Source organism: Agathobaculum sp. Marseille-P7918, from assembly GCF_964248325.1.
In the GTDB taxonomy this organism is placed as follows: Bacteria; Bacillota; Clostridia; order Oscillospirales; family Butyricicoccaceae; genus Agathobaculum.
Map to the genome: position 1 here is coordinate 247902 of NZ_CAXTXI010000003.1, position 25678 is coordinate 273579.

The following is a 25678-nucleotide window of genomic DNA, read 5'->3' on the forward strand; positions in this document are numbered from 1 at the left end:
ACCCTCTGTGCGATACCGTGCTGGAAACGCTGGCCGCGCACGGCGCGCCGGTGGATATCGTCAAAAAGGCCAAGCCTCATGTGGGTACGGATATTCTGAAAAATGTAGTGCGTGCCATGCGGCGCGAAATCATTCAAAACGGCGGTGAAGTGCGGTTTCACACACGCCTGACCGGTGTTTCGGTCAAAAATGGTACGCTGCGCGGCATACAGGCGGGCGGTGATGAGATTGCCTGCGAGCGGGCGGTGCTGGCCATCGGCCACTCGGCGCGCGATACCTTTGATGCACTGCACCAAAACGGGGTATACTTTGAGCCGAAGGCATTTTCGGTTGGCGTGCGCATTGAGCATCTGCAAAGCGAGATGGACCGCGCGCTGTACGGAAAGTATGCGGGGCATCCGCTTTTGCCGCCTGCGGAATACAACCTGTCCCGCCGCGAGGGCGGACGAGCCTGCTATTCGTTCTGCATGTGTCCGGGCGGCGTGGTCGTCGCGGCGCAGAGCGAGGAGCATACAGTCGTTACCAACGGCATGAGCTATCATGCGCGCGATGGCAAAAACGCCAATTCCGCACTCGCGGTGTCGGTTGACCCGGCGGATTTTGACGACGGAACGCCGTTCGGCGGCGTGGCCTTGCAGCGACGTATCGAGCGCGCAGCGTTTGCGCAGACCGGGTCGTACCGTGCGCCCTGTCAGCGCGTGGGCGATTTTCTGGCGGGACAGCCGAGCACATGCGCGGGCGTGGTGCAGCCAAGCTACCCGTTGGGTGTGCAGTTTGGCGAAGCAGCGGCCTGTCTGCCATCCTTTGCACAGGATATGCTGCGGGACAGTCTGCCGTATTTCGGAAGAAAAATCCGCGGCTTCGATGCGGCCGACGCGCTGCTGACCGGGCCGGAGACTCGCACGTCCTCTCCGGTGCGTATGAAGCGTGGAGATGATTTGTTCGGTCTTGGCTGCGCGGGGATGATTCCCTGCGGCGAGGGCGCGGGCTACGCGGGCGGTATCATGTCCGCGGCGGTGGACGGCATCCGGGCCGCCCATCGGATTATGGAAGAATTTCAGCCCTTCGATTGAAACGTATAGTTTCAATTAATGGGGATGCGCCGCGCAGCGGCGCGAAAAACCTATAAAAAGTTATATAAAAGAGGCGATACCATTGACCCAACAGGGAACAATTAAAAAGATACTGCCCGGCGGCATGGCGGAAATTGAAGTGACCCGCCGATCGGCCTGCGGGCATGACTGCGCCAAGTGCGGCGGCTGCGGCGGACTGGAGACGCAGACGCTGTACGTCACCGCGCGCAACCGCGCGGCGGCGCAGGTGGGTGAGCGCGTGCTGATTGAGGGCGAAACCGGACAGGTGCTCAGCTATGCAGGCCTGGTGTATTTACTGCCGGTGGTGCTGTTTTTTGTCGGTTACGGCGCGGGCAGCGCGCTGCAAAAGGGCGCGGGCGTATCCGCGCTGTGTGGCGGTGTATTGTTTGCCGCAGGCATCGTGGCAGCGATTCTTTTCAGCCGTGAGATGAAGCGGAAAAACAGCGTGCCGTTTGAAATTACAAAAAAGCTCTGAATTTTTTGTGAATTTTTACTGATTTTGTGCCGTTTGCCCTTGTGCTATCGGAGAAAGTTCGGTAAAATAGATTGAATACGCAAGGCCGTGCGTAAACACGGCGGGAAAGGGTTGTGAAATGTTTGGCTTTATCCGTCCGGTGAAGCCCGAATTGCGGGTAAAAGAGGCAGACCGGTTCCAGCAGGTCTATTGCGGGCTGTGTCATGCAATCCGTGCGCGGTATGGTCGGTTTTATACCCTGTTTCTGAGCTATGACATGACCTTTTTCGCGCTGGTGGCCGGCTGCGGTGAGGAAGTAACCGCACCGCCGTGTCGCAAACGATGCGACGCGCATCCGCTGACGCGTCGTGCATGTGCCGCGCCCGACGAAGCGCTGGAGCTGGCGGCGGATGTGAGCGTGCTGCTCACCTATCACAAATTCCGTGACAGTTTGGCCGATGAAAAAGGACCGAAACGCGCTTTGGCATGGCTGCTGTGTCGTATGGGACGGCGCGGATACGAACGCGCGCGGGCGCGTCTGCCCGAGGCAGATAGCGAAATGGTGCAGGCGCTGGACGATTTGCAGCAGCTTGAACGCGAAAAATGTGATTCGATGGACCGTGCGGCAGACGCTTCTGCACGGCTGACGGCGGCGGCAGTGCCGCACACCGGAGATGCGCGTGAGCGCGTGCTTCGGCAGATGTTTTACCATATCGGGCGGTGGATTTATCTGCTTGATGCCGCACAGGATGTGGCAGAGGATCTGGAACAGGACAATTATAATCCGGTGGCGCTGCGCTATGGCCTGCGCACGCCGGATCTGACAGAGATAAGACAGCCGCTTGAGCGTACGCTGGAGCGGTCGCTCGCCGATATCTGCATGGCGTATGACCTGCTGGATATGGGGCGGGACGCGGACCTGATCCGCAATATTATTTTTCTGGGTATGCCGCTGGTGACGAAACAGGTGCTGGACGGGACGTACCAAACGAACGGAGGATGGGGCAAACATGGATCCCTATAAGGTGCTCGGCGTTACGCCGCAGACAAGCGACGACGACGTCAAACGCGCTTACCGCGAACTGGCGCGCAAGTATCATCCCGACAACTATATCAACAACCCGCTGGCTGATCTGGCGGAGGCCCGCATGAAGGAAATCAACGAGGCCTACGATATGATTATGAACGAGCGCGCGGGTAAAAGCTCGTCCGGTGCGTCGGGCGGACAGCAGTACGGCGGGCAGCAGTATGGCGGCAGCCAGCAGCAGCGTGCTTATTCGGGTGCGAATGCTTCGCTGTACAGCCAAGTGCGGCAGGCGATTAATCAGGGCAATCTGGGCATGGCGGAGGCGCTTTTGCAGCGCGCAAATGGCCGCGATGCCGAGTGGTTTTACCTGATGGGTACGGTATATTACCGCAAGGGCTGGTATGACGAGGCCGCGCGGGCCTATACACAGGCCTGTCAGATGGACCCGTCCAACATGGAATACCGCACTGCGCTCAACAACCTGAACATGTCTGGCGGCTACGGCGGTTATCGCCCCATGCAGGAGGCCAATCTGTGTGACTTCTGCGTGCAGCTGGCGGTCTGCAACTGCTGCCTGAACGCATGCTGCAACGCGGGCTGCTGATATGAAGACGAAGGAAATCGCGCGCGGCGGCCTGCTGGCCGCAGCAGCCGTGGCGCTTTTATATGTAGGCGGAACGGTCACCTATATCGGTCCGGCGGCCTGCCTGGTGGCGGGCGTTGCCTCGGCCGTGCCGCTGCTGCGGCGCGCGCGGCTGAAAACCGCGGTGACGTTGTATCTGGCGGTATCAATCCTGTCTGCGCTGCTTGTGCCGCGCAAGATTGTGGTTGCGGCCTATGTGCTGTTTTGTGGCTTGTATCCTATTGTGAAATTCTGCATAGAGTGCTATGCACCGCGCCGGACGCAGACGAGTATGAAGCTGGCATATTTCAATATCGCGCTGGTGATAGCGGCTGCGCTTGCCGTACTCGTTTTTCTGCCGCAGTTTGCCATTACCGGCTTTGTCCGGATAGTAGCCGTATGGGTTGCTGCCGATATCACATTTATTATCTATGACGTGGCGCTGTCACGGCTGATCGCAATGCTGCGCAGAAGCCTGCCGCCCGATTGAAAAGGGGAAACAATATGAAAAGTATGACCGGCTACGGCCGTGCGAAAGAGGAACGGGACGGCAAGACCATCACGGTCGAGCTGCGCGCCGTCAATCACCGTTATCTGGACTGCACGGTGAAAGCGCCGCGGCAGTACGGCTTTCTGGATGACGCGGTCAAAAAGGCCGCAGCCGCCTGTATTGCACGCGGTAAGGTAGAGGTTTTTGTCAGCGTAGAGGTTGAGGAAGGCGGCGATGTGGCTGTCACGGTCAACCATCAGCTGGCAAAGCGCTATCTGGACGCGCTGCACGACCTGAGTGAGACCTACGGCCTGCGTGACGATGTGACCGTTACAACGCTGGCCAAGCTGCCGGACGTGCTCGGTTCCGAGCGCATTGAGCAGGACGCTGAAGCCATGACGCGCGACGTGCTTGCGGTGTTTGACGAGGCGTGCGACGGGTTTAACCAGATGCGTTTGCGCGAGGGCGAAAAGCTCGCCGAGGATGTGCGCAGCCGCTGCGCGGCGATTGAGCGCATGGTCGGTGAAGTAGAGACGCGCTCGCCTGAGCGGGTCAAGGAATATCGTGAAAAGCTGCTGGCCCGTATGCAGGAGGTGCTGGCGGATACCAGCATCGATGAGACGCGTATCTTGACCGAAGCGGCCATTTATGCGGATAAGACCGCGGTCGATGAGGAAACCGTGCGCCTGCGCAGCCATCTGCACCAGATGGATGAGATGCTCAAAGAGACGCAGCCGGTCGGCCGCAAGCTGGATTTCCTCGTGCAGGAGATGAATCGTGAGGCCAACACCATCGGCTCTAAGGCGAACGATGTGGCCATGGCGCGCATCGTAGTGGATATTAAGAGCGAGATTGAGAAAATCCGCGAACAGATTCAGAATATCGAATAATTTTTTAGGGGGCGGCACGGGTGAAGCTCATTAACATCGGGTTCGGCAATATGGTGGCCTCGTCGCGGCTGATTGCCATTGTCAGTCCGGAGTCCGCGCCGGTTAAGCGCACCGTGCAGGAGGCGCGCGACCGCGGCATGGTAATTGACGGCACCTATGGACGCCGCACGCGCGCCGTGTTGATTATGGACAGCGACCATGTGGTGCTGAGTGCCTTGCAGCCGGAAACAGTGGCGGCCCGTTTTGCAGGCGATGCGGAGGAAGGAGCGAGTGAAGATGCGTAAGGGAACTTTATATGTATTTACCGGCCCGTCGGGCGCGGGCAAAGGGACGTTGCTCTCGCGCCTGCAGGAACAGGATGACCGCCTGTTCTATTCGATTTCCGCGACCACGCGCGCGCCGCGTCCGGGTGAAACAGACGGCGTGCAGTATTACTTTCTCTCCAAGGCGGAATTTGAGGAAAAAATTGCGCAGAACGCCTTTCTGGAGCATGCGCGCTATGTGGATAATTATTACGGCACGCTGGAAGCGCCGGTCAACGAAAAGCTGGAGCAAGGCTTTGACGTGGTTCTCGAGATCGAGGTGCAGGGCGCGATGCAGGTGCATGAAAAGCGGCCGGATGCAGTGATGGTATTCATCGCGCCGCCCTCGTTTGAAGAGCTGGCCGCGCGGCTGCGCGGACGCGGCACCGAGGACGAGGAAAAGGTGCTCAAGCGTCTGGAAACCGCCAAAGAGGAGCTGAAATTCCAGGACCGGTTTGATTATGTTGTTGTCAACGATGAGCTGGACCGGGCCGTGGAGGAACTCAAGGGCATTCTGGCAAAGCGCCGTACATAACGGCGCAGTTCTTTTCATAAATGATACAAAGGGTAATATAAGGAGATTGGATTACTATGCTGAAACCTTCGATGCAGGAACTGATGAAACGTGTGGGCAACCGCTATCTGCTGGTCAATCTGGCTGCGCAGCGCGCTCGTGATATTGCCGATCAGGCGGAGACGAGCGGCGAGCAGCTGCCGGATAAGGCGGTAAAGCTGGCGCTCGATGAGATTGCAGCCGGCACAATTGTCTATCGTCCGGGTCCGAAAACCACGCCGGTGATTGCGCAGAATAATGCGATTGCGGCGGCGATGGTCGATGTGGACGACACCATTGATTTGGATGACGAAGAGGGCGCGGTTTCCGACGAGGATAATGCCGAAGTGCAGGAGGAGGAAGAAACCCGCCGTCTGGACGAGTTTGACGACCATGAGCTGGACGAAGGCGATGTGCCGGAGGAGGACCGCTGAGCCATGCTTCTGGCTGGGAAAACCGTGGTGCTGTGCGTGACGGGCGGCATCGCGGCCTATAAAGCCGCCGACCTGACCAGCAAACTGCGTCAGGCGGGGGCGACGGTGCGTGTGCTGATGACCGAATCAGCCACGCAGTTCATTTCTCCCATCACGTTTGAAACCCTATCCGGATATCGCACGGTGGTGGACACCTTCGACCGCAACTTTGCGTGGGAGGTGGAGCATATCTCGCTGGCGAAAGCCGCGGATGTGTTTGTTATCGCACCCGCAACCGCGAATATTATTGCCAAAGCGGCGCACGGCATTGCGGATGATATGGTTTCGACCACGCTGCTGGCGACCAAAGCGCCGGTTGTCATCGCGCCTGCGATGAACACCGGAATGTACGACAATCCGGTCACGCAGCAAAATCTGAACACTCTGCGTGCGCGGGGATTTCACATCGTCGACCCGGCGGCGGGACACCTCGCCTGCGGCGATACGGGGCGCGGCAAGCTGCCGGATACGCCGACGCTGCTGCACGGCATCGAGCAGGCGCTCACGCCGCAGGACCTCAAGGGACTGCGCGTGCTGGTGACCGCCGGACCCACGCAGGAGGCGCTTGACCCGGTGCGCTTTCTGTCCAACCATTCGACGGGCAAGATGGGCTACGCCATTGCGGCGCGTGCAGCCATGCGCGGAGCCGAGGTGACGCTGGTCTCCGGCCCGACTGCGCTGCAAACGCCACCCGGCGTTGAGCGCGTGGACATTGTCTCGGCGCGCGATATGTACGACGCAGTGATTTCCCGCGCGGACACGCAGGATATCATCATCAAGGCCGCCGCGGTGGGCGATTACCGGCCGGCGCAGACGGCAGACGAAAAGCTGAAAAAGAGCGATGATGATTTGTCCGTCGCTCTGGTGCGAAATCCGGACATTCTGGCCGAGTTGGGGCGGAATAAACGTCCGGGACAGCAGCTTTGCGGCTTTGCGATGGAGACGCAGAATCTGCTGGAGAACGCCGTCGACAAGCTGCGCCGCAAAAACTGCGATATGCTGGTCGCCAATTCTTTGCGCGACAAGGGTGCGGGATTCGGCACAGACACCAACGCTGTGACGCTGCTCTTTGCGGATGGGACGCGCGAAAACCCACCGCTCATGCCCAAAGAGGACGTGGCGGACGTGATTTTTGACCGCCTGCTGGCCATGCGGGCAAACTAAACTGGAAAGAGAAAGGAGTATAGCGGTTGACGGAACAGATTTGCGCGGTCGCCGTGGACGCCGCGACCTACGCCATCGACAAGCTGTACTCCTACCGTGTGCCGGACGAGCTGCGGGAACAGGTGCAAATCGGCACCCGTGTTCTCGTGCCGTTCGGCTTTGGCAATAAACGGGCGGAAGCGGTTGTACTCGCGTTCCGAGAGGATGCGGGCGGACACAAGCTCAAACCGGTCATCGAAGTGCTGGACGACACGCCGATTTTGACCGCGCAGCAGCTCAAGCTCGCCGCGTGGATGCGCGAGCGGCTATACTGTACGTTTTTCGACTGCGTGCACGTCATGCTGCCCGCGGGACTGTGGTTTAAGCGCAACGAGACGTACACCCTCGCACCCGACATCGACCTTGCCGCGCTGCGGCAGCGGGACGGGGACGCGGGGCGCGTGCTCTCGCTGTTTGACCAGCCGGGGCAAACGCTGGCGGTATCCGATATCCGGCAGCGGCTGAGCGGCAAGAGCGTCACCCGTGTGCTGGATGCGCTGACAGGCGAGGGCGTGCTGATTTACCACAGCAATACCGTGCAGAAATCGGGTGACAAGACCGAGAAGATGCTTGCGCTCGACATGGAGGCGGGGGAGGCGATGGCGCGCATCAGCCGCCGCAGTCCTGCACGGCTGGATGTGGTGTCGGTGCTGGCAGACGGCGGCTGGATGAGCCAGAAAGAGTTGGTTTACATGACCGGCGTGACCGATGCGGCGCTGCGCGACATGGTGAAGAAGGGCATGCTGCGTACGCGGCAGGAGGAACGCCTGCGCACGCCGGACTTTTCCGAGGTGCCGCCTGCACCGCCTCCGGTACTCAGCACACAGCAGCAGCAGGCGTATGACGGCCTTGCTGCTTTGATGGACGAGGACGCACCGCGCGCGGCGCTGTTGTTTGGCGTAACCGGCAGCGGCAAAACGCAGGTGTATCTGAAGCTCATTGCGCACGCGCTTGAGCAGGGCAAAAGCGCAATTGTGCTTGTGCCTGAGATCGGTCTGACGCCTCAGGTCATGCGGCAGTTTGCCGCACAGTTTGGCGACACAGTTGCTGTGCTGCACTCCGCGCTGTCGGCCGGAGAACGGTATGACAGCTTCAAAAAAATTAAATCCGGCCGCGCGCGCGTCGTTATTGGGACGCGCTCGGCGGTGTTCGCGCCGGTTGAGCGCCTTGGGGTGCTCATCCTCGACGAGGAGCAGGACGGTGCGTATAAATCCGAGCAGTCCCCGCGCTACCATGCGCGCGACGTGGCAAAGTACCGCGCTGCACACGAAAGTGCGCTGCTTGTGCTCGGCTCCGCGACCCCGTCGGTAGAGACGTATTACGGGGCAAAGCAGGGCAAATATCCGGTGTTTTCGCTCACCGAGCGGTTTATGGGAACCAGCCTGCCCGAGGTGCAGATTGCAGATTTGCGCGGACAGGCCCGCGAAGGGCGCAGCGGTGTCATCGGTCAGCAGCTGGAAAGCGATCTGATTGACACGCTGAACAAGGGAAAACAGTCGATTCTGTTCCTCAACCGGCGCGGCAACAGCCGCGTGATTGGTTGCGCGCTGTGCGGCTGGGTGCCGGAATGCCCGTCGTGTTCGACAAGCATGACTTACCACTCGGCTTCCGGCCGTGCGATGTGTCACTATTGCGGCGCATCGGTTAAAATCACAGGCACCTGTCCGGTCTGCGGCGGCACCAGTTTGTTCACTGAAACACCCGGCACGCAGCGGGTCGAACAGGAATTGCACGAAAAATTTCCGTCCGCGCGCGTACTGCGCATGGATGCGGACACGATGACCACCAAGGGCGCGCACGAAAAGCTGCTGACACAGTTTGCAAAGGGCGGCGCGGACATCCTGCTCGGTACGCAGATGGTGACCAAGGGGCTGGATTTCGAGAACGTGACACTCGTCGGCGTGCTGGATGCCGACCAAAGTCTCTATGCGCAGGACTACCGCGCGCGCGAGCGCACGTTTTCGCTCATCACGCAGGTGGTTGGACGCGCGGGACGGCGATTCGATACGGGCAAGGCGGTTATCCAGACATACAGCCCGACGCATTCGGTCATCCTGACCGCCGCGCGGCAGGACTACGAAGCGTTTTACGAGCGTGAGATGGAAACGCGTCAGGCGCTGCAATGCCCGCCGGTCTGCGACTTGACCGTGCTGACCGCAGTGGGTGAGGTTGAACAGCAGGTGCTGGCAAGTCTGCTTTCCCTCAAAACCCGTCTGCAAAGCCTGATGGAAGGGCAGTATGCGGACGTGAAAGCGCCTGTGCTGGGTCCGGCGGCGGCGCAGATGGTCAAGGTGATGGGGCGATACCGCTATCATCTGACCATGCGCGCACAAAATACGGCACGCTGGCGCGCACTGATTGCAGGCGTCATGCGTGAGTTTTTGCAGGACAGCAAAAACCGGGGAATCACCTTGTTTGCAGACGAAAACCCCGATCTATAGCTTCGATTGGGATATACAGTCCCAATCGAGGGGATGCACCGCGCAGCGCGCGGATGCATCCAAAGCTGCGCAAAGCGCGCCTTGCAGGCACACTTTGCTGCGCACTGGTATAAAAACCGTGATACATGCTCCCGGTTTTTTATGCAAAGCAAGATGTTATCTTGCTTTGCGAATAAATGCGCGCCGAGGGCGCGGAGGAAACGATATGCATCAATCATTTACCATCCGTCGGGCAGTGGCAGACGATGCGGCTGCGCTGCTGGAAATATATGAGCCGTACATCACGGATACGGTTATCACATTCGAATATGAGGTGCCCGCGGCAGAGGAATTTGCCGCGCGCATCACGGACACGCTCACGCAGTTTCCCTATCTTGTGTGCGAATGGGACGGAAAGCCGGTCGGCTATGCTTATGCGCATCACATTCGTGAGCGCGCGGCATACGACTGGGCGGTCGAGCTTTCGATTTATCTTGCGCCTGCGGCGCAGGGATACGGCGTTGGTACGGCGTTGTACCGCTGCCTCATCGATCTGCTGGAAAGGCAGAATGTACGTATTTTGTACGGCTGCGTCACGCTGCCGAACGAAAAAAGCCGATGCCTGCACGAAAAGCTGGGCTTTGTACTCACGGGCGTGTGGCATGGTTCGGGCTGGAAGTTTGAGCGGTGGCACGACGTGGGATGGTTTGAAAAGCGTATGGGCGGGGACGGACCGGCGCAGCCGGTCGTGCCGTTTCCCAAACTCGAAGAAGAAAAAATACAGGAATGTTTGCGCCGGTATACGGCAATGCTGAAGGATGGAGGACTGAACTGACATGGCACTTCGTAAAATTCTGACACAGGGCGATGAACAGCTTTTGAAGCACAGCCGCAAGGTGGAAAAATTCGATGCGCGTCTGCACACGCTGCTCGACGACATGCGCGAGACGCTGGAGGATTCGGGCGGCGTCGGTCTTGCCGCACCGCAGGTCGGTGTATTGCGCCGTGTGGTCGTGCTGCTGGACGTTAACACCGAGCCGGAGGAGCTGATCGAGCTGGTCAACCCTGAGGTGATCGAAACGCGCGGAGAGCAGCGCATCGTTGAGGGCTGTCTGTCCGTGCCGGGCGTATACGGCTATGTTACCCGCCCGACCTGGGCCAAAATCCGTGCGCAGGACCGCGACGGCAACTGGTTTGAGCGCGAGGGCGAGGGCATTGTCGCACAGTGCTTCTGCCATGAGACCGAGCATCTCGACGGCCATCTGTTTACCGAGAAGGTAGAGGAGTATGTCGATCCCGAGGACTTGCAGCAAGGCGATGAGGGCGATGCGGAATGAGAATCGTATTCATGGGCACGCCGGATTTCGCCGTGCCGAGCCTGCAGGCGCTCATTGACGCGGGACATGAGGTGTGTGCGGTTTACACTCAGCCCGATAAGCCGCAGGGCCGCAAGCAGATTCTGACCCCGCCGCCGGTGAAAACGCTGGCGCTGGAGCATAACATCCCGGTTTATCAGCCGCAGACGCTCAAAAACGAGGACGAACAGGCGCGGCTGCGCGCGCTTGCACCTGAGGTTATCATTGTGGTGGCCTATGGCAAGCTGCTGCCGAAGGCTGTGCTGGATATCCCGCCGCGCGGATGCATCAATGTGCATGGTTCGCTGTTGCCGCGCTGGCGCGGCGCCGCGCCCATTCAGTGGTCGGTCATTGCGGGCGACCAAAAAGCAGGCGTGACGACCATGCTGATGGCGGAGGGGCTGGACACGGGCGACATGCTGCTGAAGTACGAAACCGAGGTCGGCGCGCGGGAGACCGCGGGCGAGTTGTTCGACCGGCTGGCGCAGGCGGGCGCGGAACTTCTGGTGCGTACCATTGTCCAACTGGATACCATCGTTCCTACCCCGCAGGATGACAGCCAAAGCTGCTATGCGCACATGCTGGATAAGCAGATGGCGGTGATCGACTGGTCCAAGTCCGCGCATGAGATTGATTGTCTGATTCGCGGGCTTAATCCGTGGCCAGTCGCCCTGACGACGCTGGATGGCGCGCGGGTTAAGGTGTATGCGGCGCAGCCGGTGGACGGCAAAGGCAAGCCGGGCGAAGTGCTGGTGAGCGATGCGAAAAAGGGGCTTGTGGTCGCGTGCGGCGCGGGGGCGCTGGCACTCGAAGAGATTCAACTGGTTGGCGGCAAACGCATGAAGAGCGCGGATTTCCTGCGTGGTCATGCGGTGGAGAAAGCAACCGTTTTGGGCGAATCAAAGGAGTAAATTATGCCTTATTTTGGTTATTACGGTATCGATATGTATTATATCGTGCTGGTGGTTCCTTGCATCATTCTGGCGTTCTGGGCGCAGAGCAAAGTCAAAAGCACCTTCGGTAAATATTCGCAGGTGCTCAATCGCCGCGGTTTGAGCGGCGCGCAGGCGGCGGATGCCGTGCTGCGGGCGAACGGCGTGACCGGCGTGCGTATCGAGCGCGTGTCCGGTCGCTTAACCGACCATTTTGACCCGCGCTCGAACGTTATTCGGTTGTCGGACGCAGTGTATGACTCGACCTCGGTCGCGTCGGTCGGCGTGGCCGCACACGAGGCGGGACACGCGGTGCAGCACGCGGTTGGTTATTTCCCCATCCGGCTGCGCTCGGCCATCATTCCACTGACGCAGTTCGGATCGATGGCGGCGTTCCCGCTGATTCTGCTCGGTTTGGTGTTCAATTCCGAGGTGTTTATCAATGTCGGTATTCTAGCGTTCGCACTTTCGACCGTATTTCAGCTGGTGACGCTGCCGGTCGAGCTGGACGCATCGCGTCGCGCGCTGGCGGCCATCCGTGAGCGCAATCTGCTTTACGAGGACGAATATCCGATGGCGAAAAAGACACTGACCGCCGCCGCAATGACCTATGTCGCCGCGCTTGCGGTATCGCTCGCGCAGCTTTTGCGACTGCTGCTGATTTTTGGAGGACGGAGACGAGATGACTGACAAACGCCCGCGCACGGCGCGCGAAGCCGCAGCCTTTGCGCTGTTTGCAATGGACGAGGACGGCGCGTGGTCGGACGGCGCGCTGCATCAGTGTCTTGCCCGCGCGGCGCTCGAAAACCGGGACGCGGCGCTGGCCTCCCGGCTGGTGTACGGCACGGTGCAGAACGAGCTGCTGCTGGACTGGTATCTGCGGCGCTTTTCCAGTGTGCGGCTCAAGAAAATCGCGCCGCGCGTGCGCATCTGCCTGCGCATGGGACTGTATCAGCTGATTTTGATGGATAAAATCCCGCCGCACGCCGCAGTCGCGGAGACAGTGGAGCTGGTGCGGCGGTACTGCCGTGCAGACAGACGCACGGTTTCGTTTGTGAACGCCGTGCTGCGGCACGCGGCGGATGCCGTACAGAGCGGCAGCCTGCCCGTGCTCGACTGCCCGGACAAGGAAAGCTACTATGCGTTGCGGTACAGCCATCCCGAATGGCTGGTGCGTCTGTGGTCGGCGCAGTTCGGGCAGAAAATGGCCGAAAAGCTGTGTCAGGCGGACAACGCGGACACGCCGGTGTCCGTGCGGGTCAACCTTTTGAAAACCACGCCGGAGGCCGCGCGCGCGGCGCTTGAAAGCGCGGAGATGGCCGTGCAGGTGCATCCGGCGTTTGACGACATTCTGCTTTGCACCGGCGGGGACGCGGCGGCAACGCCTGCGTTTCAGGCGGGCGAAATCACCGTGCAGGATGCGGCAAGCGCGCTCGCGGCTGCGGTGGCCGACCCCAAGCCGGGTGACACGGTGCTGGACTGCTGCGCCGCGCCCGGCGGCAAGAGCTTTGCCATGGCAGGGCGCATGCAAGGGCACGGTAGCGTTACTTCGTGCGACATATACGAACATAAGCTGACCCGCATCCGCGAGGGCGCGCAGAGGCTGGGGCTTGCGAATATCCAGACTGCTTTGCAGGATGCTTCCGCGCCGCGCGAGGAATGGAAGGGCACAGCAGACGTAGTGCTGTGCGACGTGCCGTGCTCGGGGCTGGGTATTATCCGCAAAAAGCCCGAAATCCGCTACAAAGACCCGGCGGAACTGGAAAATTTGCCCGCCTTGCAGGCGAAAATTTTGCAAAACTGCGCGCAGTATGTGAAAGAAGGCGGCACGCTGGTCTATTCGACCTGCACGATTTTGCAGCGCGAAAACGAGGACATTGTCCGCGCATTTCTGGCGGCGAATCCGTCGTTTGAAGCTGTGCCGTGGGAGCATAAGGTATGCGGCGCACGCGAGGACGGCATGGTGACACTGCTGCCGCCCGTACATCAGACCGACGGTTTTTTTATCGCCAAAATGAGGAAGAAGAACGCATGACAGAAATCAAGTCCCTGACAATCGAAGAACTGAAAGCCGAGCTTGCCCAGATGGGCGAAAAACCTTTCCGCGCGGGACAGATCTTCAAATGGCTCCACCAAGGGGTAGAGTCCTTTGAAGAGATGTCCAACCTGTCCAAAGACCTGCGCGCGCGGCTTGCCGAACGCTTTGTGCTGACTGTGCCGCAGGTGGCGCGCAAGCAGGTCAGTCAGGTGGACGGTACGGTCAAATACCTGTGGTGGCTGCGGGATGGCGACTGCGTCGAGTCTGTTTTGATGCACTACGAGCATGGCGTGTCGGTCTGCGTATCCACGCAGGTCGGCTGCCGGATGGGGTGCAAGTTCTGCGCTTCTGGATTAAACGGACTCAAACGCCACCTGTCCGCAGGAGAAATCCTCGATGAAGTGTTGTTTATGCAGAAGGACAGCGGTGAGACGGTGTCCAACATTGTGCTGATGGGCACGGGTGAGCCGCTCGATAACTACGATAACGTGCTCAAATTCCTGCATCTGGTCAGCTGTCCCGAGGGCATCAATATCGGACAGCGCCATATTTCCTTGTCAACAAGCGGAATTGCTGATAAAATAGAGAAGCTGGCGGGAGAAAAATTGCAGATAACCTTATCGGTGTCGCTGCACGCACCGGACGACGAGACGCGCTCGTCTATCATGCCGGTGAACGACGCGTATCCGGTCGAGCGGCTGATGCGTGCCTGTCGATACTACTTTGACACGACCGGGCGGCGCATTTCCTACGAGTACATGATGGCGCGTGATAAGACCGACCGCCCATGGCAGGCGGAAAAGCTGGCTGCGCTCCTGCGCGGCAGGCCCGCGCACGTCAATCTCATTCCGCTCAACGAGGTGGCGGAAAGCCCGCTGCGGCCTTCGCGGCCCGAGGCGGTGCGCCGTTTTCAGCAGGCGCTGGAAAAGCGCGGCGTGACTGCGACCGTGCGCCGTCGGCTTGGCCCGGACATTGATGCCGCCTGCGGCCAGCTGCGCCGCAGAGAACTGCAAAAACAGCAGAGTTAAGCCCGGTTTTATCAAGACCGGATACCCGAACGGGAGATATCATCCTTACAAGACACTGGAGGTGTTCCTATGGAATGGTTTGGCTTGACGGACAGAGGCCGTGTGCGCCCGACCAATCAGGATATCTATCAAATCGAAGCGCGGGAGGATAACCAGACCGTGCTGCTTGTCGTGTGCGACGGTATGGGCGGCGCGAACGCGGGCAACGTGGCCAGCCGCTTTGCCGCGCAGTCGTTCATGGAGGCAGCACGCAGTGCGTTGAATGATGCGTTGGATGCGCAAAAAAGGCAAACACTGCTGTCATATGCGCTGGTGCAAGCCAATGACACGGTGTTTTCGCTTGCCGGACGGCAGCCCGAATTTCGCGGCATGGGTACCACGCTGGTTGCGGCGCTGGTACAGGGCGAAGAGGCAACCATCCTGAATGTCGGGGACAGCCGCGCCTACTTATTCGACGGTACACGTCTGCACCAGCTGACCGAGGATCACTCCTATGTCGAGGAGATGCGCCGTCAGGGCCGCATCACCGAAGCGGATGCCCGCACGCACCCGCAAAAAAATCTGATCACCCGTGCGGTCGGCGTGGAGCCGGACGTGGACGGCGATCTGTTTGAAGCACGGCTCGCGCCGGGCGAGATTCTGCTGCTTTGCTCGGACGGGTTGACCGGCATGGTCGAGGACGAGAAAATCGCGCAGACACTGAAAGATGCCAAAACGCTCGCGCTGGCGGGCGATGCGCTGCTGACCCTCGCGCTGGAGGGTGGCGGCCGCGATAATATCACGGTTGCGCTGTTCACCCGCGGCGCGGAAGAGGAGGCGTAACCCCCTATGGATAAATATATCGGCAAATTGCTCGGCGGCCGGTATGAGATCATTGATGTGGTCGGCGTGGGCGGCATGGCGGTCGTTTATCGTGCGCGCTGCCATGTGCTCAACCGCTATGTCGCCGTCAAAATTCTCAAGGACGAATATGCCAAGGACCCGGATATCCGTAAGCGATTCTCGATTGAATCGCAGGCGGTCGCCAAGCTCAGCCATCATAACATCGTGTCGGTATATGATGTTGGCAGCGAAAACGGCACGGATTATATCGTTATGGAACTGATTGAGGGCATCACCCTCAAGGAATATTTGCAGAAAAAGGGCCATTTGAACTGGCAGGAGGCCGTATTCTTTGCAGAGCAGATCTGCCGTGCGCTCATACATGCGCACTCCCGCGGCATCATCCATCAGGACATTAAGCCGCAGAACGTTATTATTCTGCGCGACGGTACAGCAAAGCTGACCGACTTCGGCATTGCGTCCTTTGCAACCACGCAGGAAACCCGCGTGGTACAGGAAGCTATCGGCTCGGTGCATTATATCTCGCCCGAGCAGGCGAAAGGCTCCAAAATTGACTACCGGACGGACATTTACTCGCTGGGCGTTGTGATGTACGAAATGCTCACCGGCAAGCTGCCGTTCGAGGGCGAAACGGCCCTGCAGGTTGTCATGCAGCACCTGAACGCTGTACCGCTCACGCCGAGTGAGCTTATGCCCGGCATCCCCAAGGGACTGGATGAGATTGTGATGCACGCCATGTGCGCGAACATCAACAAGCGATATGCTTCGGCGGAGGCGCTGTACGCGGATTTGGAGCAGCTCAAGAACGATGCACAGACGCGCTTCGGCTATGCCTATACGGATGACGAAGCGGGTGAAACACAGGTCATCGGCCGCGACGTGCAGCGTGCGGCGCGCCGTACAGCCGCGCAGGAACAAGCGGCGCACGCGGCTGCGCAGCGGCGTGAGACCGCCACAGCGGTGCGTGAGCCGGAAGGCTTTTTTGAGCGCTTGGCTGAGCGGCCGGGACTGGCCGCGGGCATCGCGGTGGCAGTCGTGGCGGTGATTGCACTGGTAGTGGTCGGTCTGTTGATTGCCACGGGCGGCAATGGCGAGGAAAAGCTGACGGTGCCGTCGCTTGTCGGGCAGACAATCGACGACGTGATGGCTGATTCGACTTATACCGGTCAGTTTACCATTCAGGAGGCCGCGGAACGGCAGGAATCCGATCGGCCGGTCGGTGAGATTCTGGAACAGGACCCTGAACCGGGAACCAAGGTTACAAAAGGCGCGATTATCACGCTGACCGTATCTGCGGGCGGCGATAATGTCAGCGACACGTATAAGATCATTGACTTCAAGGGCCGCACGCTGGAATATGCGCAGACCATGTTGGACGAGCATGGCGTCAGCTATCAGACGCAGGAGGAATACAGTGATGAGGTCGAAGCGGGCAAAATCACCCGCACTGATCCCGCTGCTGGAGAAGAACTGGAAAAAGGTGCGACACTGACCATCTACCTGAGCAAGGGTAAGGAAGAGAAGAAGGCCACGGTGCCCAATCTGTATGGTCTGTCGCAGAGCGCTGCGGAGAAGGCGCTGACGGATAAGGGACTGGTGCTCGGAACGGTTGATCAGGTGGAAAGCTCCGCGTCCGTTGGTACGGTTGTCTGGCAGTCGGTGAGCAAGGACACGGAGGTCAGCCAAGGAACCGCGGTCAACATTCAGATTTCCAAGGGGAAGAGCGAGCAGCCCACCACACCGGATGATTCGGATCAGGAAGAAAAGCCGGATACCGGCGGTGAGAGCAGCGGCGGCAATGGCGGCAGCACGCAGGAGCCGACCACACCGACCACCGGTTCTGCAACCGTCCCGGTGACGCTGCCGGATAATACGGACATGGCTCATGTGGTCATTTCGGTGGATGGCGTGGTGCAGTATGACGAGACGCATGAAACCAGTCTGGGCAGCATTTCAGTACCGTTGACCAGCACGCCCGGACAGCATGAGGTTACGGTCAGCGTGGACGGTGTATCCAGCTCGCAGACCTATACGTTCAGCTGACGGGAGGGGCGAAGGTTTGATCGAAGGGATCATTCTCAAAGGCATCGGCGGGTTCTACTATGTGGACACCGCCGAAGGCCTGATTGAGTGCAAGGCGCGCGGGCGCTTTCGGAAAACGGTGGGCAAGCCCATCGTGGGAGACCGCGTGACGCTCGAAATTCAGCCGGAGGACGGTACGGGCTATCTGCTCGACATTGCGCCGCGCAAAAACAGTCTGGTGCGGCCCGCGGTGGCCAATCTTGACCTGCTGGTGGCAGTCGCCTCGGCCGCGCCGCCTGTGACCGACCCGTTTTTGATTGACAAGGTGACGGCGATTGCGGTGCATAAGGAGATCGACGCATTGGTGGTCATCAATAAAACGGACGAAAATCCGGGAGACGAGCTGTTTGAAACCTATCAGAAAAGCGGCATTGATGTGCTGCGCGTCAGCGCACTGACCGGCGACGGTATCGACGCGCTCAAAGAGCGTTTGCGTGGGCGGGTGACTGCCTTCGCGGGCAATTCTGGCGTGGGCAAGTCGAGCGTACTGAACCGCATCGACCCGCAGTTCGGTGCGGCGGTCGGCGCGATTTCCGACCGCATCGGACGCGGCAAGCATACCACGCGGCACGTCGAGCTGCACCCGATTGCGGGCGGCGGGTATATTGCGGATACCCCCGGCTTTTCCTCGTTTGAGACCGAGCAGATGGATCTGGTGCTGGCGGAGGATCTGCAATATGCGTTTCCTGAGTTTGAACCCTATCTGGGTCAATGTCAGTTTACCGGCTGCGCCCATGTAAAAGAAAAGGGCTGCGCAGTGCTGGCGGCGGTGGAAGCGGGGGAGATTGCCAGAAGCCGCCATGAAAGCTATGTGAAGCTGTACGACAGCGTAAAGGATTTGAAGCAATGGGAGATTTCCAAGGGCGGCACGCGCTGATTTTTGCGGCCGCGCCCGAAACCGAATATGGTTACATCCGCGCGTTTCTGGCAGAGCACCCGGACGCGCTTATTGCCTGTGCGGACGGCGGTCTGCGCCATGCGCGCGCGCTTGGACTGCATCCGGATTTTATGATTTCAGACTGCGATTCCATGCCGGAGGTCGAGGGTGCGGAGGTCATTCGCCTGAAGCCGGAAAAGGATGACACGGATACGCAGGGCTGTCTGCGTGAGGTATTTCGCCGCGGCTGCACCGAGGCGACGCTCGTCTGTGCGACCGGCGGGCGCATCGACCACATGCTGGCCAACCTGTCGCTGCTGGAAGAAGCATATGCCATGGGCGGGCATCTGACCGTGCTCGATCGGCAAAACCGCATCGTTTTGCATGAGGGCGGCTGCCGGAAATTCAAAATGCCGGCGGCGTACCGCTATTTCTCCATTGTGCCGCTGGATGCTGTGCTGCATGGCGTGACGATTGAAAATGCAAAATACCCGCTGCGTGACGCAACGATCACGCGCGCGGGCATGATCACCATTTCCAACGAGGCTACGGCAAACGAGGTTGTTACAGTTGAAATCCGGGACGGGCGTGCGCTCGTCGTCTTTTCGCGCGACTTTGACTGCGCTTTGTGAAATATCCACACCAAAACCGCCCAAACCGGCGGTTTTTTCTATTCTTCTGTTTTGCAGTTTTGCAGGCGCGGACTTGCAAAAATAAACCGGCAGGCATATAATAAAACCATAGAGAGACGAAAAGGGAGTGCTGAGCAGTGGCATTGAAACCGATTTCCAGAATCGCGGCGGGGGTACAGGCATCGACGACGCTTGTCATCGACTCGCTGTTCAAGCAGATGAAGGCAGAAGGCAAGGATGTGGTCGGCTTTGGCGCGGGCGAGCCGGATTTTCCGACTCCGGAGCACATCAAGCAGGCAGGTATTGAAGCGATTGAGAACAACCAGACCCGCTATACGCCGGCAGCCGGCCTGATGGAGCTGCGTGAGGCAGCGTGCTACCGACTGAAGGCAGATTTCGGTCTGGACTATGAGCCGAAGCAGATTGTCGTGGCTTCGGGCGCGAAGCACTCGGTTTATATCGCGCTGATGACGCTGTGCAACCCGGGCGATGAGGTCGTCATCGCGGCGCCCTACTGGGTCAGCTATTCGGAAATGGTACAGCAGGCGGGCGCGGTGCCGGTGATTGTGACGGCGGAAGAAGAGCAGGATTTCAAGATTACCGCGGCGCAGCTGGAAGCGGCTATCACGGACAAAACCAAGGTGTTTATGCTCAACTCGCCATGCAATCCGACGGGCATGGTTTACACCCGCGAGGAGCTGGAAGCGATTGCGGAGGTCTGCTGCCGCAAGAACATCTATGTTATCGCGGATGAAATCTACTGCAATCTGGTCTATGACGACATTGAGTTTGTCTCCTTCGCATCGCTGAATGAGGATGTGAAGAACCGCACCATCATCGTCAACGGCGTATCCAAGAGCTACGCGATGACCGGCTGGCGCATCGGTTACAGCGCTTCCAACCCGGAACTCGCGCGCGTGATGAGCAATTATCTGAGCCATTCGACTTCTGCCCCCTCGACCATTTCGCAGTATGCAGCGATTGTGGCGCTCAAGGGTCCGCAGGAGGATATGCAGGTGATGAAGAAGGCGTTCGAGGCGCGCCGCGATCATTTGGTTGAGCGCATGAACCGCATCGAAGGTGTTTCCTGCATCAAGCCGCAGGGCGCGTTCTATGTTATGATGAACATGAAGAACTTCCTTGGCAAGACCATGTACGGCAGAAAAATCGAGAGCGCGGAGGACTTTGCGCAGCTCTTCCTTGAAAAGGGCTTGGTTGCGACTGTGCCTTGCACCGCGTTTGCCGCACCGGGCTTTGTCCGCTGGAGCTATGCGACCTCGCTGGCGGAGATTGACAAGGGCCTTGACCGGCTGGAGGAGTTCATCAAGAACGCATAAAATGAACCATATCAAAAGGACGTGCTTTTGCACGTCCTTTTATTGTATCAAAGTGGCGAAAGCAGCGGCAGCAAAAGCCGGTATTCGGTGAATTCTCCGCTGGTGTATACTTGCTTGAGCTTAAAGCCAAAGTGAAGATACATCGGCACGTTTTCGCGCGACAGCGTCTCGAGCGCAATTGCCGGATAGCCCTGCGCGGCGGCGTGCTCAATAGCACCTTCCAGCAGCTCTCGCGCAATGCCCGTACCGCGGTAGGGCTTTGCCACCGCAAACTGCGCGATATAATACGGTCGGCCGCAATAGCGCTTGTACCAGTTTGCGCTGTGTACCGCCAAAACCGGACGGCTGTTGCGCATAATTTGCGTCAGCAGAGAATTGGGGATGTCTCGCAGTACGCGGCTGTGACGCAGAGCATAGAAAAACTGCCCAATTGGGCCGAAGCGGGACAGGCGGCGCGGGTCTGCGCCGACGAGCGCGCCAGCCAGTGATCCGTCCGGTGCGTCGCATACGAATACATCCCCGCGGGAGAAAAAGTAGTTTTGTCCAAGGCTGAGAACAGTCGGGCCGATTTTTCGGGCGGTTTCCGGGTCAATGCCGGAAAACTGCTGCTGCAATTCCTGTTTTTCGTAAAACTGGTCAAACATCAGCGCGGCCAGTGCCGCGCGGTCCTCCTGCCGGGCTTTTCGCATGCCGCGCACCTCCTGTATCCCTTGCTGCCCTGATGATAGCATGTGTTTTCACATCCGTCAAGCGACAGGGCGGGGCGGCGTGTCAAATACACGGGGCAGGGTGGGAAATTCTTTGTTTATTGTTACAATATATGCGCGAAACAGGGCGATTTGGCTTGAAATGCGCCGTGTGCAGTGTTAAAATAAATAAGCTGTATAATTGTCTGACCGTTTGCTGTTGCAATCCAAAAAAGACAGAGTTGAAAGGACGACTGACATGAATAACGTGTATGAAAGCCCGCTGTCCTCGCGCTACGCTTCGGAAGAGATGCTGTATGTGTTCTCTTCGGATATGAAGTTCTCGACTTGGCGCCGTCTGTGGGTGTCGCTTGCCAAGGCGGAGATGGCGCTCGGTCTGCCCATCACGCAGGAGCAGGTCGATGAGATGGAGGCCCACCTGACCGACATTGATTACGATACCGCGCGCGCACGCGAGAAGGAAGTCCGCCATGATGTCATGGCGCATGTGTACACCTTCGGCAAAGCCGCACCCAAGGCGGCCGGTATCATTCATCTGGGCGCGACCAGCGCTTATGTCGGCGACAATACCGATATCATCCAGATTCGTGAGGGCCTGCTGCTGGTGCGCAAAAAGCTCGCGGTTGTGCTGGACAAGCTCGCGCGCTTTGCGGACGAGCACAAGGCGCAGCCGACACTTGGCTTTACGCACTTCCAGCCCGCGCAGCTGACTACTGTCGGCAAGCGCGCGACGCTCTGGATGAACGAGCTGCTGATGGACTTGAATGAGGTTGAGTACCGCATCGAAAACCTGCGCATGCTCGGCAGTAAGGGCACGACCGGCACGCAGGCGTCCTTTATGGAGCTGTTTGACGGGGACGAAGCCCAGGTCAAGGAGTTGGAAAAGCGCATTGCGGACGATTTCGGTTTTGCAGGCGTCGTTCCGGTGTCCGGTCAGACCTATTCGCGCAAGATTGACGCACAGACGCTGGCAACGCTTGCCGGCATTGCTGAGTCCGCGTCCAAGTTCGCTACCGACCTGCGCCTGCTTCAGCATCTCAAGGAGATTGAAGAGCCGTTTGAAAAGCATCAGATTGGCTCGTCTGCAATGCCGTACAAGCGTAATCCGATGCGTTCCGAGCGCATCTGCGCACTGGCGCGTTACGTCATCTGTGACAGCCTCAATCCGGCCTTTACTTCTGCAACCCAGTGGTTTGAGCGCACGCTGGATGACTCTGCCAACAAGCGCATTTCCGTGCCGGAGGCGTTCCTTGCGGTCGACGCGATTCTCAACATCATGATTAACGTAGTTTCCGGTCTGGTGGTTTACCCCAAGGTCATCCATGCGCATGTGATGAACGAGCTGCCCTTTATGGCGACCGAGAACATCATGATGGACGCGGTCAAGCGCGGCGGCAACCGGCAGGAGCTGCATGAGCGCATCCGTGAGCATTCGATGGCAGCCGGTAAGCGTATTAAGGAAGAGGGCTTGGATAACGACCTGATTGACCGCATTGCGGCGGACCCGATGTTCGGCATGACGCGCGAGCAGATTCTTGCGCATCTGGACCCGGCGGCTTACATCGGCCGATGCCCGTCTCAGGTGGACGAGTTCTTGAAGGAGTGCGTCCGTCCAGCGATTGCCCCCTATCTGGAGGGAGAAGAGGTTACAGTGGAGATCAACCTGTAAGCATGCGGCGCTGTGGTTGACTTTTCAGTAGTTTCGCAGTATACTACTTTAGCTGTGTAAGAAAACGAAGGAGGCAGAAAAATTGAAGAAAAGTGTGATTTCCTTCATTGCTGTCATGCTCTTGATTATTTTCCTGGGTGTGACCGCAGTGACAGGTGTGTATATTCCGGGGGGCTGGACGATGCCGTTCCGGGATACGGCGGCGTCCGATACCGTCGATACGACAGACACCACCGCGAATACCGATACGGCGGCGGATAACACCGCAGACGATACGGCAAACCAAACCACAACGGATGACGCGGCGACCGATGGTACTGCTACGGATGACACCACAGTAAATACCGTGGATGATACGGCTACGAATACGGATACTTCGGACGAGAACGTGGCTGCATCCATCAAGGCAATCATTCCGAGCGTGCTGGATACCGAAAACGGTATTCGTCTGGGCCTCGACTTGGTTGGCGGTTCGCGTATTGTGTATGAAGCACAGATTCCGGACGGCTATGATATGTCCAATCTGGCGGATGACATGAACTCGGTACAGAAGGTCATTCGTCAGCGTCTGACGGATAAAGGCTTTACCGAAGCGACTGTCACCCTGACAGGCGACAACCGCGTGACGGTTGAGATTCCGCAGATCACCAATCCGGAAGAGGCAGTACAGACGCTCGGCACGACCGCGCAGCTGCTCTTTATGGATGCGGACGGTAAGGAATGGCTGACCGGCGAGGACATCGCCAAGGCTTCCTATGGCTACGGCAAGCCGACTGGTTCGGAAGTGGCCGATGTTCACTATGTCCAAGTGCAGTTTACCAGTGAGGGCCGACAGAAGTTTGCTGAGGCTACCGCATCGGTGGCAGCCCGTTCGACGGAAAACGGCGGCGACGGCACGAATCAACTGTATATTGTCATGGATGATCAGGTGATCTCTTATCCGTCGGTCGGCGAAAAAATCGACAACGATAGCTGTGTAATTTCGGGTAATTTCACCCGTGAAAGTGCGCAGGAACTGGCCGATCTGATTAACGCCGGTCAGATTCCGTTCTCGCTGACGCAGGTGGAGCTGCGTTCGGTCGGCCCGCAGCTGGGCGCGGACGCGATGCGCACCTCGCTGATTGCCGGCGCAATCGGCGTGCTGTTGGTATGCCTGTTCATGCTGATCGTTTATCGCATCCCCGGTCTGGTTGCCTGCCTTGCGTTGGGCTTCTATATCGTGATTGAAGCGCTGATCTTCAGCCTCATTCGTGTCAACCTGTCCCTGCCGGGCATCGCGGGTATCATATTGTCAATCGGTATGGCAGTGGACGCCAATGTCGTTATTTTCGAGCGTATCAAGGAAGAACTGCGCGCGGGCAAGACGGTCAAGAGCGCGATCGAGTCGGGCTTCAAGCGCGCGTTCACCGCGGTCCTTGACTCCAACGTGACCACGCTGATTGCAGCGGCAGTTCTGTTCTTCCTCGGCACCGGTACGATTGTCGGCTTTGCAACCACGCTGGGCATCGGTGTTATCGTTTCCATGTTCACGGCACTGACCGTGACCCACTTCCTGCTCAACCGCATGGTGGATTTCCACATCCGCAGCCCCAAGGCATACGGCCTGAACGACCATGCGCTGCGTCCGCGCTTTGCGGTGATCAAGAACTTCAAGATCTTCGGCAGTATCTCGATCCTGCTGGTTTTGACCGGCTTGGTTTCGCTGATTCTGCTGCCGTTCGGTCAGAATTTCTTCAACCTGAGCATTGACTTTGCGGGCGGCACCGAGATGGAGTTCGCAATGCATCAGACGGTGGATCAGAACCTCCAGACCGAGATCGGCGACCTGTTTAAGGAGGTTACCGGCACGGAGGCTTCTTCCGTCACCTCTTCGGGCGATAACAACGAGAACGTGCTGATTCGCTCGACCTCGATTGATTCGCAGAAGCGTGAGGCCGTCATCGAAAAGATGACCGAGACCTACGGTTTAGCCGAGACTGATATCTACAACAACAACGACGTTTCTGCGTCGGTTGGTTCCGACCTGCAGCGCGCTGCATTCCTATGCGCGATTGTTGCGATTGTGTTGATGCTGATTTATATCACCATCCGCTTTGAGCTGACCAGCGGTTTGGCAGCGATTGTCTGCCTGGTACACGACCTGCTGATCATGCTGTCGGTCTATGTCTGGCTGCAGATTCCGCTGGACACCAACTTCATCGCCGCGGCGCTGACCATCTTCGGTTATTCGATTAACGCGTCGATCATCGTATTTGACCGCGTGCGTGAGAATCTGCGCACCGCGCGCAAGGAGCCGTTTGAGGCAGTGGCGGAGCGCAGCGTATGGCAGACCATGGGCCGTACGATCAATACTTCGCTGACCACGCTGTTCACGGTTGGCATGATCTATATTCTGGGTGTGCCGTCGCTTAAGCAGTTTACGCTGCCGCTGATTGTCGGCATTCTGGCGGGCGCTTGGTCGTCCATCATGCTGTCCTCCAGCTTGTGGGGCTTCTTCCGCAAGAAGTTCCGCAAAAAGCGCATCTAATTCTGGATGAAAAAAGGCCGGGCAAAGCGCCCGGCCTTTCGTGATTTGTTTGACACAGGAAAAAGAAACAGACAGCGAAGCATATTCAAGGCTTGCTTGTCTATCAAAGCAGAAGAAGGGAGA

General features: G+C 58.7%; 25 protein-coding genes. 24 read left to right on the forward strand and 1 reads right to left on the reverse strand.

The genetic code is table 11. The features are described 5' to 3' along the window. The 22 genes from ACESSO_RS06425 to ACESSO_RS06530 all read left to right on the forward strand — a co-directional run. Nucleotides 1–1073 (forward strand): NAD(P)/FAD-dependent oxidoreductase (locus tag ACESSO_RS06425; RefSeq protein WP_373164231.1); only part of this gene is annotated, 1073 nt, incomplete at its 5' end. An 82-nt stretch (nucleotides 1074–1155) separates the two neighbouring features. Further along, a complete protein-coding gene (locus ACESSO_RS06430) occupies nucleotides 1156–1569 on the forward strand; it encodes a SoxR reducing system RseC family protein (protein WP_373164232.1) in 414 nt (137 codons plus the stop codon). Nucleotides 1570–1687: 118 nt separating this feature from the next. Then, entirely contained in the window at nucleotides 1688–2572 is an 885-nt protein-coding gene (locus ACESSO_RS06435; protein ID WP_373164233.1) for a DUF5685 family protein, read from the forward strand. Further along, nucleotides 2559–3179: a DnaJ domain-containing protein gene (locus ACESSO_RS06440; RefSeq protein ID WP_373164234.1), complete on the forward strand. Its 621-nt coding sequence runs from the start codon at nucleotides 2559–2561 to the stop codon at nucleotides 3177–3179. Before ACESSO_RS06435 ends, ACESSO_RS06440 begins: the two co-directional genes overlap by 14 nt. A gap of 1 nt (nucleotide 3180) precedes the next feature. Then, complete coding sequence (locus ACESSO_RS06445) at nucleotides 3181–3687, forward strand: hypothetical protein (protein WP_373164235.1); 507 nt, start codon at nucleotides 3181–3183, stop codon at nucleotides 3685–3687. A 14-nt stretch (nucleotides 3688–3701) separates the two neighbouring features. Next, nucleotides 3702–4577, forward strand: a complete 876-nt coding sequence (locus tag ACESSO_RS06450) for a YicC/YloC family endoribonuclease (RefSeq protein ID WP_373164236.1) — start codon at nucleotides 3702–3704, stop codon at nucleotides 4575–4577. A gap of 20 nt (nucleotides 4578–4597) precedes the next feature. After that, nucleotides 4598–4861: an extracellular matrix/biofilm regulator RemA gene (remA, locus tag ACESSO_RS06455; protein ID WP_125115280.1), complete on the forward strand. Its 264-nt coding sequence runs from the start codon at nucleotides 4598–4600 to the stop codon at nucleotides 4859–4861. Then, the gene (gmk, locus tag ACESSO_RS06460) at nucleotides 4848–5414 is read left to right on the forward strand and encodes a guanylate kinase (RefSeq protein WP_373164237.1); all 567 of its coding nucleotides are present in this window, start codon (nucleotides 4848–4850) and stop codon (nucleotides 5412–5414) included. The genes remA and gmk overlap by 14 nt, the downstream gene beginning before the upstream one ends. Before the next feature lie 56 nt (nucleotides 5415–5470). Beyond that, nucleotides 5471–5866 (forward strand): DNA-directed RNA polymerase subunit omega, encoded by a 396-nt coding sequence (rpoZ, locus tag ACESSO_RS06465; protein ID WP_373164238.1) that lies wholly within the window; start codon nucleotides 5471–5473, stop codon nucleotides 5864–5866. A 3-nt stretch (nucleotides 5867–5869) separates the two neighbouring features. Further along, a complete protein-coding gene (coaBC, locus tag ACESSO_RS06470) occupies nucleotides 5870–7069 on the forward strand; it encodes a bifunctional phosphopantothenoylcysteine decarboxylase/phosphopantothenate--cysteine ligase CoaBC (RefSeq protein WP_373164239.1) in 1200 nt (399 codons plus the stop codon). Nucleotides 7070–7095: 26 nt separating this feature from the next. Next, entirely contained in the window at nucleotides 7096–9549 is a 2454-nt protein-coding gene (gene priA / locus ACESSO_RS06475) for a primosomal protein N' (RefSeq protein ID WP_373164240.1), read from the forward strand. A gap of 205 nt (nucleotides 9550–9754) precedes the next feature. After that, nucleotides 9755–10363, forward strand: a complete 609-nt coding sequence (locus tag ACESSO_RS06480; RefSeq protein ID WP_373164241.1) for an N-acetyltransferase family protein — start codon at nucleotides 9755–9757, stop codon at nucleotides 10361–10363. Between the two features lies 1 nt (nucleotide 10364). Next, complete coding sequence (gene def / locus ACESSO_RS06485) at nucleotides 10365–10865, forward strand: peptide deformylase (protein WP_373164242.1); 501 nt, start codon at nucleotides 10365–10367, stop codon at nucleotides 10863–10865. Next, nucleotides 10862–11794, forward strand: a complete 933-nt coding sequence (fmt, locus tag ACESSO_RS06490; RefSeq protein ID WP_373164243.1) for a methionyl-tRNA formyltransferase — start codon at nucleotides 10862–10864, stop codon at nucleotides 11792–11794. Before def ends, fmt begins: the two co-directional genes overlap by 4 nt. Nucleotides 11795–11797: 3 nt before the next feature. After that, complete coding sequence (locus tag ACESSO_RS06495; RefSeq protein WP_373164244.1) at nucleotides 11798–12505, forward strand: zinc metallopeptidase; 708 nt, start codon at nucleotides 11798–11800, stop codon at nucleotides 12503–12505. Then, complete coding sequence (gene rsmB / locus ACESSO_RS06500) at nucleotides 12498–13850, forward strand: 16S rRNA (cytosine(967)-C(5))-methyltransferase RsmB (protein WP_373164245.1); 1353 nt, start codon at nucleotides 12498–12500, stop codon at nucleotides 13848–13850. Before ACESSO_RS06495 ends, rsmB begins: the two co-directional genes overlap by 8 nt. After that, nucleotides 13847–14881 (forward strand): 23S rRNA (adenine(2503)-C(2))-methyltransferase RlmN, encoded by a 1035-nt coding sequence (rlmN, locus tag ACESSO_RS06505; protein ID WP_373164246.1) that lies wholly within the window; start codon nucleotides 13847–13849, stop codon nucleotides 14879–14881. Before rsmB ends, rlmN begins: the two co-directional genes overlap by 4 nt. A gap of 69 nt (nucleotides 14882–14950) precedes the next feature. Continuing rightward, nucleotides 14951–15703 (forward strand): Stp1/IreP family PP2C-type Ser/Thr phosphatase, encoded by a 753-nt coding sequence (locus ACESSO_RS06510; RefSeq protein WP_373164247.1) that lies wholly within the window; start codon nucleotides 14951–14953, stop codon nucleotides 15701–15703. 6 nt (nucleotides 15704–15709) lie between these two features. Continuing rightward, complete coding sequence (pknB, locus tag ACESSO_RS06515; RefSeq protein WP_373164248.1) at nucleotides 15710–17767, forward strand: Stk1 family PASTA domain-containing Ser/Thr kinase; 2058 nt, start codon at nucleotides 15710–15712, stop codon at nucleotides 17765–17767. Nucleotides 17768–17786: 19 nt separating this feature from the next. Beyond that, on the forward strand, nucleotides 17787–18683 hold the full coding sequence (gene rsgA, locus ACESSO_RS06520; RefSeq protein WP_373164292.1) for a ribosome small subunit-dependent GTPase A: 897 nt from the start codon (nucleotides 17787–17789) through the stop codon (nucleotides 18681–18683). After that, nucleotides 18653–19315, forward strand: coding sequence for a thiamine diphosphokinase (locus ACESSO_RS06525; protein ID WP_373164249.1), 663 nt, complete (start codon nucleotides 18653–18655; stop codon nucleotides 19313–19315). Before rsgA ends, ACESSO_RS06525 begins: the two co-directional genes overlap by 31 nt. A gap of 143 nt (nucleotides 19316–19458) precedes the next feature. Continuing rightward, complete coding sequence (locus ACESSO_RS06530) at nucleotides 19459–20652, forward strand: pyridoxal phosphate-dependent aminotransferase (RefSeq protein WP_373164293.1); 1194 nt, start codon at nucleotides 19459–19461, stop codon at nucleotides 20650–20652. Between the two features lie 47 nt (nucleotides 20653–20699). Here the strand turns inward: ACESSO_RS06530 and ACESSO_RS06535 are convergent, their stop codons facing one another. Beyond that, complete coding sequence (locus ACESSO_RS06535; RefSeq protein ID WP_373164250.1) at nucleotides 20700–21341, reverse strand: GNAT family N-acetyltransferase; 642 nt, start codon at nucleotides 21339–21341, stop codon at nucleotides 20700–20702. Between the two features lie 256 nt (nucleotides 21342–21597). Between ACESSO_RS06535 and purB the strand changes: the two genes are divergently transcribed. Further along, nucleotides 21598–23028, forward strand: a complete 1431-nt coding sequence (gene purB, locus ACESSO_RS06540; RefSeq protein WP_373164251.1) for an adenylosuccinate lyase — start codon at nucleotides 21598–21600, stop codon at nucleotides 23026–23028. An 82-nt stretch (nucleotides 23029–23110) separates the two neighbouring features. After that, nucleotides 23111–25555 (forward strand): protein translocase subunit SecD, encoded by a 2445-nt coding sequence (gene secD, locus ACESSO_RS06545; RefSeq protein WP_373164252.1) that lies wholly within the window; start codon nucleotides 23111–23113, stop codon nucleotides 25553–25555. The last annotated feature ends 123 nt before the right edge of the window (nucleotides 25556–25678 follow it).

Coding starts and splice junctions, on each gene's coding strand:
- ACESSO_RS06435 (WP_373164233.1), top strand. CDS start 1,688: ATGTTTGGCTTTATCCGTCCGGTGAAGCCCGAATTGCGGGTAAAAGAG.
- ACESSO_RS06440 (WP_373164234.1), top strand. CDS start 2,559: ATGGATCCCTATAAGGTGCTCGGCGTTACGCCGCAGACAAGCGACGAC.
- ACESSO_RS06445 (WP_373164235.1), top strand. CDS start 3,181: ATGAAGACGAAGGAAATCGCGCGCGGCGGCCTGCTGGCCGCAGCAGCC.
- ACESSO_RS06450 (WP_373164236.1), top strand. CDS start 3,702: ATGAAAAGTATGACCGGCTACGGCCGTGCGAAAGAGGAACGGGACGGC.
- rpoZ (WP_373164238.1), top strand. CDS start 5,471: ATGCTGAAACCTTCGATGCAGGAACTGATGAAACGTGTGGGCAACCGC.
- coaBC (WP_373164239.1), top strand. CDS start 5,870: ATGCTTCTGGCTGGGAAAACCGTGGTGCTGTGCGTGACGGGCGGCATC.
- ACESSO_RS06480 (WP_373164241.1), top strand. CDS start 9,755: ATGCATCAATCATTTACCATCCGTCGGGCAGTGGCAGACGATGCGGCT.
- def (WP_373164242.1), top strand. CDS start 10,365: ATGGCACTTCGTAAAATTCTGACACAGGGCGATGAACAGCTTTTGAAG.
- fmt (WP_373164243.1), top strand. CDS start 10,862: ATGAGAATCGTATTCATGGGCACGCCGGATTTCGCCGTGCCGAGCCTG.
- ACESSO_RS06495 (WP_373164244.1), top strand. CDS start 11,798: ATGCCTTATTTTGGTTATTACGGTATCGATATGTATTATATCGTGCTG.
- rsmB (WP_373164245.1), top strand. CDS start 12,498: ATGACTGACAAACGCCCGCGCACGGCGCGCGAAGCCGCAGCCTTTGCG.
- rlmN (WP_373164246.1), top strand. CDS start 13,847: ATGACAGAAATCAAGTCCCTGACAATCGAAGAACTGAAAGCCGAGCTT.
- ACESSO_RS06510 (WP_373164247.1), top strand. CDS start 14,951: ATGGAATGGTTTGGCTTGACGGACAGAGGCCGTGTGCGCCCGACCAAT.
- pknB (WP_373164248.1), top strand. CDS start 15,710: ATGGATAAATATATCGGCAAATTGCTCGGCGGCCGGTATGAGATCATT.
- ACESSO_RS06525 (WP_373164249.1), top strand. CDS start 18,653: ATGGGAGATTTCCAAGGGCGGCACGCGCTGATTTTTGCGGCCGCGCCC.
- ACESSO_RS06535 (WP_373164250.1), bottom strand. CDS start 21,341: ATGCGAAAAGCCCGGCAGGAGGACCGCGCGGCACTGGCCGCGCTGATG.
- purB (WP_373164251.1), top strand. CDS start 21,598: ATGAATAACGTGTATGAAAGCCCGCTGTCCTCGCGCTACGCTTCGGAA.